Origin of the sequence: Actinoplanes sp. NPDC048796, assembly GCF_040650035.1 — a bacterium.
GTDB lineage: Bacteria > Actinomycetota > Actinomycetes > Mycobacteriales > Micromonosporaceae > Actinoplanes.
The window spans coordinates 810,453-826,995 of sequence record NZ_JBEZGO010000001.1; the positions used below are offsets into that span (position 1 = coordinate 810,453).

15 protein-coding genes are annotated in these 16,543 nt (G+C 70.5%); 7 read left to right on the forward strand and 8 right to left on the reverse strand.

The window, feature by feature from the left end:
• Positions 1–101 precede the first annotated feature (101 nt).
• Positions 102–989 carry a TetR/AcrR family transcriptional regulator gene (locus AB0C26_RS03825; protein WP_360241021.1) on the forward strand — a complete coding sequence of 296 codons (888 nt, stop codon included), beginning with the start codon at positions 102–104 and terminating at the stop codon, positions 987–989.
• On the opposite strand, the gene AB0C26_RS03830 is transcribed toward AB0C26_RS03825, so the two are convergent.
• The 3 genes from AB0C26_RS03830 to AB0C26_RS03840 form a co-directional block, all read right to left on the reverse strand.
• A complete protein-coding gene (locus AB0C26_RS03830) occupies positions 963–2,678 on the reverse strand; it encodes an ABC transporter ATP-binding protein (protein ID WP_360241024.1) in 1,716 nt (571 codons plus the stop codon). The genes AB0C26_RS03825 and AB0C26_RS03830 overlap by 27 nt on opposite strands.
• Positions 2,675–4,264 (reverse strand): ABC transporter ATP-binding protein, encoded by a 1,590-nt coding sequence (locus tag AB0C26_RS03835; protein ID WP_360243500.1) that lies wholly within the window; start codon positions 4,262–4,264, stop codon positions 2,675–2,677. Before AB0C26_RS03835 ends, AB0C26_RS03830 begins: the two co-directional genes overlap by 4 nt.
• A 368-nt stretch (positions 4,265–4,632) precedes the next feature.
• Positions 4,633–4,755: a hypothetical protein gene (locus AB0C26_RS03840; RefSeq protein ID WP_360241027.1), complete on the reverse strand. Its 123-nt coding sequence runs from the start codon at positions 4,753–4,755 to the stop codon at positions 4,633–4,635.
• 286 nt (positions 4,756–5,041) lie between these two features.
• Between AB0C26_RS03840 and AB0C26_RS03845 the strand changes: the two genes are divergently transcribed.
• Together AB0C26_RS03845 and AB0C26_RS03850 are read left to right on the forward strand one after the other, a co-directional pair.
• On the forward strand, positions 5,042–5,419 hold the full coding sequence (locus tag AB0C26_RS03845) for a hypothetical protein (protein ID WP_360241030.1): 378 nt from the start codon (positions 5,042–5,044) through the stop codon (positions 5,417–5,419).
• A complete protein-coding gene (locus AB0C26_RS03850) occupies positions 5,400–7,571 on the forward strand; it encodes a tetratricopeptide repeat protein (protein WP_360241033.1) in 2,172 nt (723 codons plus the stop codon). Before AB0C26_RS03845 ends, AB0C26_RS03850 begins: the two co-directional genes overlap by 20 nt.
• Here the strand turns inward: AB0C26_RS03850 and AB0C26_RS03855 are convergent.
• Both AB0C26_RS03855 and AB0C26_RS03860 read right to left on the reverse strand, forming a co-directional pair.
• On the reverse strand, positions 7,482–7,757 hold the full coding sequence (locus tag AB0C26_RS03855; RefSeq protein WP_360241036.1) for a hypothetical protein: 276 nt from the start codon (positions 7,755–7,757) through the stop codon (positions 7,482–7,484). The two genes, AB0C26_RS03850 and AB0C26_RS03855, sit on opposite strands and share 90 nt — an antisense overlap.
• Positions 7,754–8,812: a hypothetical protein gene (locus AB0C26_RS03860; RefSeq protein ID WP_360241039.1), complete on the reverse strand. Its 1,059-nt coding sequence runs from the start codon at positions 8,810–8,812 to the stop codon at positions 7,754–7,756. The genes AB0C26_RS03855 and AB0C26_RS03860 overlap by 4 nt, the downstream gene beginning before the upstream one ends.
• Positions 8,813–9,103: 291 nt before the next feature.
• On the opposite strand from AB0C26_RS03860, the gene AB0C26_RS03865 reads away from it, so the two are divergent.
• The 3 genes from AB0C26_RS03865 to AB0C26_RS03875 all read left to right on the forward strand — a co-directional run bounded on the left by AB0C26_RS03865 (position 9,104) and on the right by AB0C26_RS03875 (position 13,458).
• Positions 9,104–11,989: a tetratricopeptide repeat protein gene (locus AB0C26_RS03865; RefSeq protein ID WP_360241042.1), complete on the forward strand. Its 2,886-nt coding sequence runs from the start codon at positions 9,104–9,106 to the stop codon at positions 11,987–11,989.
• Positions 11,990–12,064: 75 nt separating this feature from the next.
• A complete protein-coding gene (locus tag AB0C26_RS03870) occupies positions 12,065–12,400 on the forward strand; it encodes a helix-turn-helix transcriptional regulator (RefSeq protein ID WP_360241045.1) in 336 nt (111 codons plus the stop codon).
• A complete protein-coding gene (locus AB0C26_RS03875) occupies positions 12,397–13,458 on the forward strand; it encodes a PH domain-containing protein (protein ID WP_360241048.1) in 1,062 nt (353 codons plus the stop codon). Before AB0C26_RS03870 ends, AB0C26_RS03875 begins: the two co-directional genes overlap by 4 nt.
• Here AB0C26_RS03875 and AB0C26_RS03880 read toward each other — a convergent pair.
• Complete coding sequence (locus AB0C26_RS03880) at positions 13,428–14,165, reverse strand: SDR family oxidoreductase (RefSeq protein ID WP_360241051.1); 738 nt, start codon at positions 14,163–14,165, stop codon at positions 13,428–13,430. The genes AB0C26_RS03875 and AB0C26_RS03880 overlap by 31 nt on opposite strands.
• A 2-nt stretch (positions 14,166–14,167) precedes the next feature.
• Positions 14,168–14,953 carry a TIGR03620 family F420-dependent LLM class oxidoreductase gene (locus AB0C26_RS03885; protein ID WP_360241054.1) on the reverse strand — a complete coding sequence of 262 codons (786 nt, stop codon included), beginning with the start codon at positions 14,951–14,953 and terminating at the stop codon, positions 14,168–14,170.
• Between the two features lie 84 nt (positions 14,954–15,037).
• Between AB0C26_RS03885 and AB0C26_RS03890 the strand changes: the two genes are divergently transcribed.
• Positions 15,038–15,637 carry a TetR/AcrR family transcriptional regulator gene (locus AB0C26_RS03890; RefSeq protein ID WP_360241057.1) on the forward strand — a complete coding sequence of 200 codons (600 nt, stop codon included), beginning with the start codon at positions 15,038–15,040 and terminating at the stop codon, positions 15,635–15,637.
• Here the strand turns inward: AB0C26_RS03890 and AB0C26_RS03895 are convergent.
• A complete protein-coding gene (locus AB0C26_RS03895; protein WP_360241060.1) occupies positions 15,632–16,516 on the reverse strand; it encodes an NADP-dependent oxidoreductase in 885 nt (294 codons plus the stop codon). The two genes, AB0C26_RS03890 and AB0C26_RS03895, sit on opposite strands and share 6 nt — an antisense overlap.
• Between the last annotated feature and the right edge of the window lie 27 nt (positions 16,517–16,543).

Sequence of the window (16,543 nt, forward strand, 5' to 3'; positions counted from 1 at the left end):
AGGCCGGCCGGTGGGGAGCGCCGCCTGTTCCGAGAAATTGAACTTCATGACATTATCGTTACTTGCCAGTAACGTTTGTCACTCGGGAGAGGGGGCGGGCCTTGATCTATGGCGTACAGACCCCGCGCCGCCGGGACGCGCAGCGCAACCGCCAGGCGATTCTCGAGGCGGCGAGCGACCTGATGACCGGGCGGCGGGACGCCGTCGGCATGCCGGAGATCGCGCGCCGGGCGGGGATCGGGCAGGCCACCCTCTACAGGCACTTTCCCGACCGGTATGCGCTGACTTCGGGGGTGATCGCCTTTCAGGTGGAGCGCCTCGAGGCCTGCGTGGACGCCAACCGGCAGCAGCCGGCCGCGTTCCGGCCGCTGCTCGGTGCGGTCCTCAGCTCCCAGGTCGCCATGCGGCCGCTCGTTCATCTGGCCCGCCGCCTCGAACCGGCCGTGCAAGGGCGTTACCTGCGCCAGATCGTCGGGCTGCTCGCCGGGCCGTTGCAGCGGGCGCAGGAGCAGGGTCTGGTGCGCCGTGACCTCGTACCGGCCGACCTGCTCCTGCTCTTCGGCATGGTGGAGGGCGTGGCCGAGGGCATGCTCACCGACGGCACCGGCCCGGAAGGCCCCGCCGGTGGGCCGCTCGGAGCCGGCTGGCACCGCACGGCCGGCGGACACGGCACGGCCGGCGGACACGGCACGGCCGGCGGACACGGCACGGCCGGCGGACACGGCACGGCCGGCGGACAGGGCACGGCCGGCGGACAGCGCGGGGCGGGCCGACCGGGTGCAGCCGCCGGGCAAAGCGAGGCCGGCGGCCATGGCGCAGCCAGCAGCCAGCGCGGGGCCGAGAGCCAGCGCGGGACCGGCAGCCCACAAGGGGCCGACAGTCCGCGCGAGGGCGGTGGTCACGGTGGGGTCTACTGGCAAGGGGCTATCGGGGAGCATGCCGCTAAGGCGATCGAGCTGGCGCTAGACGGCCTCATGCCCGTGCCATGAGCGCCATAGGGCCGCGTAGGGGCCGCCGGCGCCGACCAGGTCGTCGTGGGTGCCCAGCTCGATGATGCGGCCGTCGTCCATGACTACCACGCGGTCGGCGTCGTGGGCCGTTTGTAGACGGTGGGCGATGGCGATGACCGTGCGTTCGTGCAGCACCGCGGCCAAGGCGCGTTCCGCTGTTCGGGCCGCGGTGGGGTCCAGCAAGGCCGTCGCCTCGTCGAGGATCACCGTGTGGGGGTCGGCCAGCACCACGCGGGCCAAGGCCAGCTGCTGGGCCTGGGCGCCGTCCGGTGGGTCCTCGCCCAAGTCGCGGTCGAGGTCGTCGGCCCAGTCGGCGCCGACCGTCTTCAGGGCGCGGCGCAGCTCCTCGTCGGGGGCCGCCACCATCAGGTTGTCGCGCAGCGTCTCGCGGAAGACGTGATGTTCCTGCGTTACCAGTACCACCTGGCGGCGCAACTCGTCCGGGGGCAGCTCCGCCACCGCCACCCCGCCGACCGTCACCGAGCCGGCGCCCGGGCGGTCCACGCCGGCGATCAGCCGGCCCAGCGTCGACTTGCCCGCGCCGGACAGGCCGACGATCGCCAGGCGCTCGCCGGGCTGCACCGTCAGGTCGACGTCGTGCAGAACGTCACGGCCCTCGTCGTACGCGTAACGCACGTTCCGGACCTCGATGCGATCGCCCTCGGGCAGCCGCGTCTCGAACCTCGGCGCCGGAATCGCGGCCAGCCCCTCCACCCGGGCGAACGACGCGCTGCTGCTCTGCAACTGCTCGATCCAGATTGTGATCGCGTCGAGCGGCCCGACCAGCTGCCGCAGGAACAGCACGGCCGCGCTCACCGTGCCCAGGGTGACATGACCGTTGATGTAGAGCATGCCGCCGACCAGCAGCACCAGCACGCTTGGCAGGGCGTACGAGATCTCCACCGACGGGAAGAAGAAGCTCCGCAACCTCAGCGTCGCCAGGCGGGTGCGCAGCGTCTCGGCGATCGCCGCCCGGCCCGCCGCCAGACGGCGGTCGGCCAGGTCGAAGGCTTCGATGGTGCGGGCGCCGGCCGTCGTCGCCGCCAGCTCCTCGGCCAGCTGCGAGTTCGCCTCGCCCTCCTTCAGGTACGCGGGACGGGCCCGCCGCAGGTACCAGCGGGTGGAGAACCAGATCCCGGACAGCCCGAGCAGGCCGATCACCCCGAGCAGCGGGTTGAGCAGCAGCAGCGCCGCCACCAGGAAGACGATCTGGACGAAGCTGATCAGCAACATCGGCAGGATGTCGCGCAGTGTGGTGGCGACCGCGTCCACGTCCGTGGTCCCGCGGGCCGCGATGTCACCGGCCGGCACCCGCTCCACCACGGCGGCGGGCAGGGCCAGCGAGCGCCGGAGGAAGCTCTCGCGGATCCGGGCGGCGGTCCGCTCGCCGAAGCGGTAAGCGATCGCCAGGGCGTACCGGGAAAGAATTGTCTGGATGACGGCGCAGACCAGCACGGCCGCCGCCAGCTTGTCGACCGAGCCGACCCCGCCGCCGTGCGTGACCTCGTCGATGATCCGGCCGAGCAGCCACGGACCGGCGACGCCGGCCAGCGCGACGAGCGAGTTGAGGGCGAGCATCGCCACGACGGAACGCCGGTCCAGCATGATCAGGCGCCACGCGGCGCGGGCGACGGTCCGCTGGTCGGCGACGGGAAGTACCGAGCTCATTCGCCGTCCTCCTCACCGAACACGCGGGTGACCAGCGCGCGGTATCCGGGTTCACCGGCCAGCAGGTCGCGGTGGGTGCCGGAGGCGGCGACCCGGCCGTCGACCAGGTAGTGCACGACGTCCGCCTTGTCGAGCAGCACCGGCGACGTGGTGGCGATGACAGTGCCCCGGCCCCGGCGGGCTTCGACCAGGCGCTCGGCGATCGCGGATTCGGTGTGCGCGTCCACAGCGGAGGTCGGTTCGGCCGCGAGCAGCATCTCCGGGTCGGCGTGGACGGCGCGGGCCAGCCGGACGCGCTGGCGCTGCCCGCCGGAGAGGTTGCGGCCGGCCCACTCGACCGGGCGGCCCAGGTCGGCCGCGACGTCGTGGGCGACAGCGGTGTCGATCGCGGCCCGGACCTTCTCGTCGTGCGGTTCGCCGCGACCGGCGACCACCTCGCGCAGCTCGCCCGCGAACAGGTCGGCGGACGGCTCGGTGACCAGGATCCGTTCCCTGATCAGCGGCTGGGAGATCGCCCCGAGCGGGAGGCCACCCCAGGTCGCCGTGGTCGGCCCGTACCGTCCGAGCCGGTCGATCACCGCGGCCGCGTCGGCCGGGCGGGAACCGGCGAGCGCGGTGAAACGCCCCGGCTCGGCGACCACACCGGACTCCGGATCGTGCAGCACGGCCGGCCCCTCGGGCGCGGCCCGCCCGGCCGGGTCGTCGACCGGGATCCGCAGGAAGTTGACCACCCGGCGGGCCGCGACGAGCCCGCGCGTGACGTCGAAGGAGCAGAAGATCAGCACGTTGACCGGGATCACGAGCATCGCCGTGTAGCCGTACACCGCCACCAGCTCCCCGGCGGTGAGCTGCCCCTGCGCGGCGAGCCGGGCCGCGAGCCAGACGACGACGGCGAGGAACACGACCGGCAGGCCGTCACCGAGCGCCCCGATCCAGCTCGACGGGCCGCCGACCCGGTAACCCTGCGCCCGGAGTTTGCCGGACTCACCCTCGTACCGCCGCAAATGGGTCTCTTTGCCGCCGAGTCCGTTGAGGATCCGCAGGCCGCCGAGCACGTCGACCAGGCGGGCGTTGAGCTCACCCTGCCGCTGCCGGTAGCTCTGCGACGCGCGCTGACTGCGCTGCAGCAGCGGCCCGACGAACAGGGCCAGCACCGGCACCCCGGCCAGCACGACGATCGCCAGCGACGGCGCCGTCCGCGACAGCAGAATCGCCACCACGATGTACGCCAGGGTGGACGCCACCCCGACCCCGCCGACGTTCATCGACCGCCCGATGGTCCACACGTCCGAGATGCCGATCGTGACCACCTCACCGGCCGTGACCCGCCGCGGCAGCGCCGACCCGAGCCGCGTCGCATGCGTCAGGACCAGGTCGGCCGTCCGCAAGGCGGCCGCCATCCGCAACTTCGACATGCTGCGGTGCCGCATGATCCCGAGCACCGCGCTCGCCACCCCGACGACCAGAACGGCCGCGACCCAGCCGATCAGCACATCTGGTTGCCGCGCCCCCAGGCCGCGGTCGATGGCTTGCGAGATGAGGTACGGCGTGGTCGCCAAGCTGACGAACCACAGCGACCCGAACATCGCCCCCAACCCGACCCCCCGCTTGTGCTCCCGCCCCAGCCACCACAAAAACCGCCCCGGTCCCCGTATCTCCACGTCGGCCACTCTGCCCCAGAGCGACCCCCGAGCGCTGCCCGTTTTCAGTCGATGTGACAGGTGCCGCGCCTTCCCACCCAGCCCGTTCAGATGCTGAAGCCGGTCGATTAAACTGGGTTCCACGAGCGGCCGGTCCCTCTAACGTGGAACGGCGCTGGACTAGCGACTAGTGACCGTGCGACTATGTGACGCACGACAAGAGCGGTGCAACCGCTCCTGGAGACCGGCCACACCGCCCGAAAGAAAACTCAGACGCCAGTCAGCACTGCCGCCTGGAACTTGACATCGTTATGTCAGAGCCACTTCATCCATTCAGCGCTCTCGGCTACCGCATGAGCCGAAGCCGCGAAAATGGCGTGAACGAGCTGCGCGTCGATCATGTGCGCGAGCGACAGCACGAGGTCGTGCAACTGCAACCTCCAACAATCGGCGGATGGAACAGTGCAAGATCTTGACACCTGTCAACCCCGAGGACAAGACGTTTCATATAGTATTTAAGGTGCAATTTAACCTTCAGCTCCGAATAGTCCGTCCACAGTGGACGTCCGTCCCCGCCCTGGCGCACGGTCGAACGACCCTGTCCGGGTGATCGCGCCGCCGTTTCGGGCCTTTTTACATATGGCTCCCTCTATGCGAAAGCTGATCTTGAGGATGCCTCGCCGCCGTTAAAGTTGTGTGCTCGCGGCAACTGGGGGACCGGAGATGTTCGAGGAAGTCGTGCCGGCCATCGCGTCGGCCCTGTCCGCGCAAGGGTCGGAGTTGCTCGTCGCCGGTGGCAAGAGCGCGTTCGCCTCGCTCTTCGAGATCGTCCGGGCGCGCTTCGGCCGGGACACGCCCGAGGCCGAAAGCCTCGCGGCCGCCATCGAGCATCCGGCCGACACCGACCGCGTCGAGGAGTTCGCGCGGCATCTGGCGAGCGTCATGGCCGAGGATCCCGCCTTCGCGCGGCAGGTGACCACCGCCTGGCACGACGCGACGGCGCACGGGTCCGCCACCGATGCCGCCGTCGTCAACAATTTCAGCGGCCGGGCCGATCAGGTGGTGCAGACACGGACCGTCCGTGGCGACATCAGATTCTGATCGCCCGGCGCCGCTGGAGAACACGGTCTCGGGCACCATCTTCGGGCCGAGCGTCCAGGCGCTCGACATCCACGGCGGGATTCACTACCACGGGGCCGGCGTCCCGGCGCGGGCGATCCCTCGGCAGTCAGCCGCCCCACCGCGGCATTTCACCGCGCGGCAGTCCGAGCTGGAAGCGCTGAAGCGCGCGGCCGAGACCGGTTCGACAGTCGTTGTGCTCAGCGGCCCTGGTGGGGTCGGCAAGACGGCGCTGGCCCGGCACTACGCTCACCAGGCGGCGGACGCCTACCCCGACGGTCAGCTCTACGTGAACCTCGACGGTTTCGGCTCCCCGCCGGCGGTCGATCCGGCCGACGCTTTGCGCGCGTTCCTTCGCGCCCTGGGAGTTCCCGGCGAGAGCCTGCCGGTCACCCTGGCCGAGCTCACCGCTCTTTACCGGTCACACACGGCCGGTCGTGCGCTGCTGGTGGTCCTGGACGACGCCTTCTCGGCGGCTCAGGTGCGGGTACTGCTGCCGGCCTCGTCGTCGAGCCTGACCGTGGTCACGAGCCGTAGCCGCCTTTCGGGTCTGATCGCCGAGGGCGCGACCTTCGTCGACGTCCCGCCGCTGACCGCCGGCGAATCGACGGCGTTGCTGGCGGCCATCGTCGGCGGGCGCCGGATCGACGGCGAACGACAGCAGTCCGAGCGCCTGGCCGAGTTGTGTGCCGGGCTGCCGATCGCTCTCTGTGTGGTGGCCGCCCGATTGTCGACGCGGCCTCGTCAGTCGGTGGCCGGTGTGGTCGCGGCGCTGGCCGACACCTCCGATCGGCTGGCCCGGCTGGAGACACCCAACGAGGAGACCTCGGTGAGTGGATCATTCGAGTTGTCCTATCGAGCCCTGGACGGGCCGGCCGCGGTCCTCTATCGGAGGCTCGCCCTGCATCCGGGCCCGGAGTTCGGTATGGGCCCGGCGTCGGCACTTCTCCCGGGGATCCGGACCGAGTCAACCGCCGACCGCCTGATGGGCGTCCTGCTCGAGGTCAACCTGCTGCAGGAGGTCGCCGAGAACCGGTTTGGCTATCATCCGCTGCTCCGGCTTTTCGCGCGCCAGAAGGCGGCCGAGGACGACACCGAGGCGGATCGCGACGGGGCTCTGGTCGCCATGCTCGAGTGGTACCTCGGGGCGGCCGGCGCGGCCGATGTCGCCAGCACGCCGTACCGGCGCCGGCTCGCCTACGCGTTTCGCACCGACCCCGTCGGTCTTCCGGCCTTCGGCGACCGCGACCACGCCCTCTCCTGGCTGGACCGGGAACGCGCCAACCTCGGCCTGGCCGGGCAAGCAGCCCTGGACCGGGGATGGACGGAACTGGCCTGGCATCTCACGGACGTCATGTGGCCGTTGCAGCTGTATCGCAAGAGCGTCGATCGCCGGGAGATCGACGAACGAGGTCTGGCCGCCGCCCGGTTGTGGGGCGAGCCGCACGCCGAGGGGCGCATGCTCAAACGGCTCGGGCGCACCTGCACCACGGCCGGCGAGTACGGCCGGGCCGAGCAACTGCTCCGAGCCGCGATCACCACGTACCGGCAGGCCGGAGACGTGGCGGGACGCATCGAGGCGGAGGAGATGCTCGCCCTCGTGTACCGCGATTCGGGCGACGACGACGCCGCGATCGACATGCTGGGGTCCGTGTTGACCGACCGGCGGCGGCTGGGCGACAGCCGCGACATCGGGCTCACACTGATCAACCTCGGGGAGCTGTTGTCCCGGCGGGGGCGTGCCGCAGAGGCGATCGGGCTCCTGCGGGAGTCGGGAACGTTGCTCGACCGGTCGGTGGCAGCCGATCCGTACAACCTGGCCCTGGTGAAGCTCGGGCTGGCCCGGGCGAACCTCGCGGGCGGTGATCTCGTGGCCGCCGCTCACGCCGCGACCGAGGCGGTCGAGGGTATGCGGCGGCTCGGCGCCGCCGTCGGAGAAGCGGACGCCCTCGAGATCGCCGGCGAGATCGCCGACCGCCGCGGAGACCCGACCCGGGGCAGGCTCTGTCTCGAGCGGGCCGTGGAGATCCTGGAAGCTCATGGATCACCACGGGCCGTTGCCCTGCGCCGGCGACTGCCGGCACCACCAGGCGTACAGGAGCGGGATCAGCTCGGGCAGATGGACGGCGCTTAGCCCGTCCCGGAATCCGATGGCGGCACCCTCGCCCGTCACGACCAGAACGAGGGCCGCACCGGGGAACCGGGCGAGCAGCTCCTCCGGCGCCGCGTCGCCGGTCTCGTCGATGAGGATGTCAGCGACCGGCTCCAGGCCGGAGGGGTCGCCCACGAGAGCGACCACCGGGTCGTACGGAGGATTCACGAGGCCATCTCCCTGGTTCTTTGCGGGAGCCGCAGGAGCCGGTAGATCGCTCGCCGGAAAAGACGAGCCGACCGGCCCGGACGGGACGTCACCGCGGCGGCGATGCGCCGGCGGCCGACCGGGCGTGCGGCGAGCAGTTGCGGAAGAATCGGCTTCGCTGTGTCCAGACGGTCGGCCGCGTTCAGAACCAGAGACTGGGGAGAGCCCGGGGCGGTGGCGTCACCGTTGGCCGCCACACAGAGAACCGGCAGTCCGACCGCCGCCCCGTACGTGGTCACCGAGCCTCGGTCCCCGATCAGATGATCGGCGGCCGCGATGTACGGACGCCAGTCGTCGACCGGGTCGGCCAACGTCATTCCCGCCTCCCGGCAGGCCCGGGTCCACGCGTTGACCTGCCGATGTCCGTGGGCAGCCGCGATGGCCGGATGCAGGAGCAGCGCCACCCGGAACGACGCCGGCGGGAGCTGCTCCATGAGCATCGGAAGCAGCTGAGGGACACCGCCGAAGAGTCCGTCGTCCCCCCACGTCGAGGTGACGACGACGAGCTTCTGACTCTCGGTCAGAGCCAGCGCCTTCCGGTGGCTCGAGCGCGCCGCGAGATCGGTGACGAGCCGGTCGAAACAGAGATCACCCGCGACCGTGGCCACCGGTAGCGCGTCGGGGCACTGCCGGGCCAGCACAGCGCGTTCGTTCTCGTGCGACAGCATCAGCGCCGACGCGATCACCCGGCCGTCGCGGACGAGCCGGGGCGCGTCGAGTCCGTACACACTCGAAGACCGGACGAGACGGGCGCGGCCCGCCCCGTGCGCCGTCAGCATCACGGGCGCGTGCAGTTCGTGCAGCCCGCCATGGGCCGCCGCGATGGCCAGGTCGAAGTTCTCCCGAACGGCCTGCTGCCAGGGAACCACGAGAGCTCCCAGCCGCTGGAGATGAGCGACGACACCCGCGTTGAAAACGTCGGGCGCCACCGTGAAAACGGTCTGCACCCGAGGGTCGGCCTCCACCAGATCCACGATGTCGAGCAGGCGCTGGCAGCTCGCCATCGTGTGAATCACGGCCAACAGCGTCCGGCAGCCGGGACGCGAAACCCATCTTCGTGCGTCGATGCCAATCGGCGCCTTGACCCAATCCGGATCACTCATCCGGCCCACCCCCTGGTCAGCGATCTGATAAGGCCACGATGGGGGCGGCGCCTTGCCGGCGGCATTGCAGAAACCTTGCCGGGCAGATGCACGTGAACTGGCGATGACGTGTCAGATATTGCGCAGAGCGACGCACCCACCCAATCATTTGCCCAGCTGAAACACACTCAGTAATGGCCTTGTTACACGCTGATGGGGGCACACGTGGAATTCGGCATACTGGGCACGACCGAGTTGATCGACGACGGAAAAATCGTCCCGTTGGGACCGGCGAAGCAACGCGCCATGATCGCGGTGCTTCTGTACCACGCGGGCGAGCCCGTCCGTACCGACGCTCTGATCGACTTTCTGTGGGAGCGGCGAGGAAACGAGGACCATCGGCCGACGCTGTATTCGCTCGCCAGCCGTCTGCGGTCCGTCCTGTCCGAGGTCGGCCTGGGCCGGGCACTCGTGCGCGTGCCGGGAGCAGGCGCCTATCGGCTCGACGTCGATCCGGGCACGGTCGACCTGCACCGCTTCCGGCGGAAGCTGGCCGAGGCCCGGCGCGCACATGCGCAGGGCCGGCCGGAATCCGCCGTCGAAATACTCGTACAGACCCTTCTGCTCTGGCGTGGCGATCCGTTGCCGGAGATTCGCGGTGCGCGGGCGGAGCAACTGCGCCGTTCGCTGGACGACGTCCTTCTCGAGGCCCACAAGCAGCTTGCGGAGAGCCGGCTGTCGTGTGGAGAGCCGCAATCCGTGCTCGAACAACTGGACGGCGTGATCCGCGAATACGACCTCGACGAGGCATTGGCGCGTTGCTGGATCCGGGCGTTGCGCGCGGCGGGGCGCCACGACGAGGCGAAACGGTTCGCGATGGCCTTCCAGCGTCGATTCCTCAAGGAAATGCGTGCCGAGCCGGACCTCGAGGTCGCCGCCGTGGCGGACCGGCCGCCACCACAACCGGTCACCGAACGAGTTCCCCGGTATCTGCCTCCGGACATCGCGGACTTCACCGGGCGTCAGGCGCTGCTCGACGAGCTGGAACAGCTGCGCGCCAACAACGTCGTCGTGATCACCGGAATGCCCGGCGTCGGCAAGACCACCCTCGCCATCCACTGGGCACATCGTCTCCGCGAGCGGTATCCCGACGGTCAGCTCTACCTCGACGCCGGCGCGTACGGGCTCACTCCCGCGCTCGACCCGCGGGATGGTCTCGACCGTTTCCTGCGGATGCTCGGTGTGCCGCTCGATCAGCTTCCCGTGACGCTGGAGCAGCGCCGGGACCGATTCGAGGATCTGATCGGTGACCGGCGGATCCTGATCCTGATCGACAACGTCCTGGATTCGGCCCAGGTCCGTCCGCTGATCCCCCGGTCCATGCACTGTCTGACGGTGATCACCAGCCGTACCCGGTTGAGCGGGCTGACCATCCGCGACGGAGTGCGGCCCGTGACCGCGACGCCGCTCGCCGAGGCCGAGTCCACGTCGTTGCTGGCGCGCATCGTCGGCCCTCGCGGAACATCACAGGCCGACGGTCTGCGGCAGCTGGCCCGGCTGTCCGGCGGCCTCCCCCTGGCGGTTCGGATCGTCGGCGAACACGTGGCGGAACGGCCCCGGGCCGGCATCGCGGAGCTGGCCGGCGAACTGAAGCACCGGCTTCTCGACGCGGGTGGCGAGGAGGATCAGGCGGCCAGTCTCGCCACGGTGTTCGACTGGTCGTACCAAGCCCTGCCGGACGAGGCCGCCTACGCGTTCCGGCGCGTCTCGCTCTACCCGGGAACGAGCTTCAGCCCGGAAGCCACAGCCGCCGTCATCGGCACGACGCCGCAGCGCGCCGAAGCCCTCCTGAATCTCCTGGCCAAAGCTCACATGATCAATCACGACACCACTCGCCGCTATCGCTTCCACAGCTTGCTCCACCGGTATGCGAGCGAGCGGGCCGCCGCCGAGGACGATCCCGGATTCGCCGAGCCGGAACAGCGAAGGCTGCTGGATTGGTATCTCTTGTCGGCGGCCAACGCGGTAGCGGTCATCGCGCCGGAATGGCCGGCGATGGGCGAGCTGCCGCACGCGCCGGAGATCCGCCCGATGGTCTTCGAAACGAGCGACGAGGCGATGCGGTGGTGTGACGCCGAACGGGACAACCTCTGCTCCGTCAGCCGGTGGGCTCAGGATCACGGGTACCACCGTCACGGGTGGCAGATTCCCGGAGTCATCCACGAGGTTCTCGAGCGTTTCGGCCGCCAGGAGGACATCCTGAAGCTCAACCAACGGGCCTTGCAGTCGGCCCGCCGGGACCGCCACGACGAGGGGCAGATCGGAATACTGAACAACCTCGGGGCGACCTACTTCGCCCTGCACGACTACGGCCACGCCGTCGCCGCCTTCCACGAAGCCCAGCAGCTCGCCGCGGCGGTCGGGCACTTCGAGGCCGAGGCCCTCTGCTCGCACAACCTGGCCTCGACGTACGTCAGTATCGGTCAGGCCTCCCGGGCGATCGACATCTACGACCGGGTCCTCGAGGCGTGCCGCAAGATGGGCAGCCCGGCCGGCGAGTCGGCGGTCCTGAACTGGCTCGGCACGGCCCGCCTACGGCTCGGTCAGCATCAGCGAGCGGCCGAGAACTTTCATCAGGCCCTCGCCATACGCGAACAGATAGGAGCCGACCGAGGCGCCGGCCAGAGCCACGGCAGCCTGGCCGCCCTGTATCTGGCGACCGGCCGGCTCCGGCCGGCGTTGCGGCACGGCGAGGCCGCACTGGCCATCCACCTTCGCGCACACGACGAGAGGGCGGAGTGCGACACCCTCATCACTCTCGCCGACATCCAGCGGGGCCTCGGGAGCTTCGCCGAAGCCACCCGGAACGGGCGGCGTGCCGTGCTGCTGAGCCGGCAGATGTCCGACTCGTTCCGGCAGGTCGAAGCCATGACGGTGATCGGGGAGACGCTGTTCGCCGCCGGGGATCCGGCATCGGCCGACCACCAGATCCGAATGGCGCGGCGGATTCTCGACGACCTGTCCGGCGTACGAACGGCACCCCTGCGGGAACGCCTGGAGACCGCCGAGCGGACCCTGCGGAGCGCACCCCCGGAATCTCGGGCCGGCTGACAATCAGAGGCGGCCCCGGTCGAGTGACCTGTCCGGGGCATGGGCTTATGCGGGCGGTGACCATATGATTACGGAATGAGCGGGCCGGAGCTCGACCTCACCACCGCGCTGGTTCTTGACGCCCTGTTGGACGGGTTCGACAAGAACGTGGAGATGCACGGCTGGCGGATCATGCAGCAGGTCGGGCGGTCGGGGCCGCGGGTCTACCGGTCGCTGGACAAGCTCGAAGAGTGGGGCTGGGTGGAAGCCCGCTGGGAGTCGCTGCGGCCCGGTGAGAAACGGCCCCGCAAGCGGTACTACCGGATCGCGGCCGACCGCGTCGAGGCCGCTCGTTCGAGGCTCGCGGCCGGGCGGGGCCGGGCCGAGCCCGCGCTGCGGCCGAAGTTCGGGTTTGTGGCGCCGGCGTCATGAGCGGCGTCGAGATTGTTCTCGGTGTTCTTCTCGGGCTTGTCGTCAATGAGACGACCGATCTGTCGCCGTGGCTGGGGCGCCTCTTCGTGCGCTGGTCGGCCCGTCTGCGGTATGGGGAGTCCGAGCTCGGGGCCACCCGCCAGGAGGAACTTCAGGCTCTGATCGACGCCCGCCCCGGGAAGTTGTTCAAGCTTTTCACCGGCGTCGGGTTCGCCTCGTCGGCTCTGCTCTTCCGGCTGCGGCGGCTGGTCCGGCCCGAGACGACGATCACCGACGCCCCGGTCTCCGATCTTTCCGAGCTCGGGCCGCGCCGGGTGCTCGCCCTGGAGGACGAACCGACCACGCTCATCGCCCGGTATCTGTTCCCCACCGAGCGGTACCGCGGCGAGTGGAAGCGGCACTGGATCTCGCCGGTGAAGTCGGCCTCCGTCATTCTGCTGTACGCCGTTCTGGGCGTCTGGGCCGTACAACTGCGGATCAAGCCGCAGTACGTGGATCTGTTCACGATCGGGATCTGCGCCGTGGCGCTGGTTCTGCTGCTCTGGCAGGTGCCGCGGTGGTATTTCGACCGGTTCACGCTGACCAACAAACGGATCATGGTGGTACGCGGGGTCGTCCGGCGGCGGGTGGAGATGCTGCCGCTGTTGCGGGTGACCGACATCCGGTACGTCCAGTCGCCGCTCGGTCGCGTGCTGGGCTACGGGACGTTCGAGAACAAGAGTGCCGGCTGGCGGCGGCCGCTGCGGCGGCTTCGGGACCTGCCCCACCCCGGCGAGCTCTACCTGCGGATCATCGAGGAGATGTACGAGCCGCTCGCGGTCGAGGCACGGCTCGGCCACGACGAGGACGACGAGGACGGCGGCCTCGAGGTGATACCGGACCAGCGCCGGCCCGAGGACGATCAGATCGGCGCCCTGATCCGGAGCATCGACGCGCTGGTCGAGGTGCTGCGGCTGCAGGCCGCCGCCCAGCGGCCGGCCGACGGAGCGACGGCCCAGGCCGATGAGGGCCTGGACCGTCAGGAGCGTCAGACCTGGCTGGCGCCACCGTCCACGTAGATCTCCGAGCCGGTCACGTAGGCGCTGGCCGGCGAGGCCAGGTACAGGACCGTGTCGGCGATCTCGTCGGGCGTGCCCAGGCGGGCCATCGGGACGCCGGAGGCGAGGCCCTTCAGGAGCTGGGCGGCGTCCTCGGGGGTGCCGGCCAGGCCGGACAGGCCGGGGGTGTTGATCGGTCCGGGGGCGATGGCGTTGACCCGGATCTTGCGCTCGACCAGTTCCGCGGCCCAGCTGCGGGTGAAGGAGCGCAGCGCGGCCTTCGACGCGGCGTACACGCTGAACGCGGGCGCGGCCTTCACGTCGATGTTGGAGCTGGTGATGATGACCGACGCGCCCTCGTTCAGGTGCGGCAGGGCCTTCTGCACAGTGAAGATGGTGCCGCCGACGTTGGTGTTGAACGTGGTGGCGTAGTGGTCCCACGTGATGTCGGCCAGCGCCGAGAACTCGCCGCCGCCCGCGTTGGCGTACAGGACGTCCAGGCCCTTGCCGTGCTCGGCGATGGCGGCGTAGACGCGGTCGAGGTCGTCGGGGTTGGCGACGTCGGCCTGGATGGCAGTGAAGCCGTCGCCGAACTCGTCCAGCGCCTCCTTGCGGCGGCCCGTGACGAACACGTGTGCGCCTTCGGCGGCCAGGCGGCGGGCGGCGGCGAGGCCGATACCCGCGGTGGCGCCGGTGACGAGAGCGGTCTTGCCGTCGAGCTGTCCCATGATCAGTTCTCCTTGACGATCGAAGCGAAAGCGGGGGTCGGTGAACCGAGCACGTGGAGCGCCACGTGGTCGGCGCCGGCGTCCAGGTGCTGACGGACGCGGTCGGCGATGTCGTCGGTGGTGCCGTGCGCGACGAGGGCGTCGATGAGGCGGTCGCTGCCGCCGGGCACGAGGTCGTCGTCGGTGAATCCGAGGCGGCGCAGGTTGTTGCGGTAGGCGGGGAAGCCGATGAACATGCCGACCTGGGCGCGGGCCAGGGCGCGGGCCTCGGCCGGCGAGGCGCCGACGACCACGGCCTGGTGCGGGGCGATCAGCGGATCGTTGCCGACGCGAGCACGTTCCCGGGCGACGTATTCGGGCGTCACCAGGAACGGATGCCAGCCGGCGGTCCGGGAGACGGCCAGGTCGACCATCTTCGGGCCGAGGGCGCCCAGCAGCAGGCGCTCGGCCGGGATCTCGAGCTGGTCGAGGTAGCGGCTCATCGACGTGATCGGGTTGCCGTAGTCCTGGCCCCGGGCGGCCGCGCCGGCCGCGTTGCCGATGCCGAGACCGACCAGCAGCCGGTCGCCGTGCCGCGCGAAGAACGTCGACAGCTCGGCCGGTGTCTGGCCCCAGATGTTCAGCACGCCCGTGGCGACCGTGCTGTTCGGCGCGGCGCTCAGCAGTCGCGCCACGGTGCCGAGAGCGCCGGAGCCGTCGAGACCGGGCGTCCAGAACGCGTCCCAGCCCAGTTCCTCGAGCTTCGCCACGTCGCCGAACCGCATGCTCCACAGTCCTGCCTGTTTCATCGGTGCCACCCCCTTCGTTGTTTTGTATCGCTCGGTACGGAATGACAGTAGCCCACTTCTGTACCAAGCGGTAGAGTGGGTGGTGTGACGGTGAAGACAAAGGGCCGGCCGCGGGCCTTCGACGCGGACGAGGCGCTGGATCGCGCCATCGAGGTCTTCTGGGAGCACGGGTACGAAGGCGCCTCGCTCACCGACCTGACCAGCGCGATGGGCATCAACCGGCCGAGCATGTACGCCGCGTACGGCAATAAGGAGCAGTTGTTCCGCCGGGCCGTGGCCCGTTACGCGGAGCACGACATGGCGTACGCGAAAGAGGCGCTGGCCGAGCCCACCGCGTACCGGGTGATCGAGAAGTTCCTCCGGTCCAACGCCGACGCGCTGACCCGGGCCGACCGCCCGGCCGGGTGTCTGTCGATCCAGGGCGGGCTGGCCGGCGGCAGCGACAACGGCGAGATGGCGCAGTTCCTGGCCGCGAGCCGGCTGGGCGGCGAACGGGCCCTGGCCGAGCGCCTGGCCCGCGCGGTGGACGAGGGCGACCTGCCCGCCGGCACCGACCCGGCGGCCCTGGCCCGCTATGTGATGACGGTCAGCGAGGGCAACGCCGTGCACGCCGCCGCCGGGGTCGACCGGGCGAGTCTGCACGCCACGGTCGACCTGGCGATGCGAGCGGTGCCGAACCTATAGCTCGAGGAGGGCCTTGGCCTGCAGCGAACCCGACTCCAGGCGGCGGTGCACGTCGGCGGCCTCGGCAAGCGGAACCACCACCTGCGTCTGCAGCGCGAGCCGACCCGAGGCCAGGCCGCTCATCGCCTCGTGCAGAGCGGAAACGACCCCTTCCGGTACGACGTCGGAAAGCTTCACCCCGAGCCCGGGGCCTCGCGGATCGGACAGCGTGATGACCCGCGACGTGCCACCGGCGAGCGCGATGGCCCGGGGCAGGTCGCTACGGCCCGACGCGTCGAGGACGGCGTCCACCCGGCCCGACAGTTCGTGATAGTCGATCGGCGTCGCGCCGAGACCCCGTACAAGATCGAAATCCGAAGGACGAACGGCGGCCACGACCCGTACGCCCCGGGCCACGGCGAGCTGGGTCGCGACGCGCCCCACCGAGCCGGCCGCGCCCAGCACCAGCAGGGTCTCCCCCGCGCTCACCGCCAGCTGGCCGAGAACCCGTACGGCGGCCTCGCCCGAAGCCGGCAGCGCCGCGGCGTCGGCCCAGCTCACCGAGGCCGGCTTCGGCACCCAGAAGTCGGCCAGAGCGAGGGCGGCGTAGCCGCCGAGCCGCGGCAGGAACACCGCGACCTCATCGCCCACCGCCACGTCGGAGACGCCGTCGCCGACGCTCTCGACCACGCCGGCCGCCTCGAAGCCGAGAACCGTGCCCGGCCCGCCCGGGAAGACCCCCTTGAGATGCCCGGCCCGGATGGCCAGGTCGGTCGGGCCGACGCCGGTGTAACGCACCGTCACCCGGATCTGCCCGTCGCCCGGAGCGGGCACGTCGGTCTCGGCGAGCCGCAACACATCCGGCGGCCCGAAGTCATCCATCACAAGTGCCCTGGTCATGGGCCGAGCGTAGGTCGGTCAGGAACG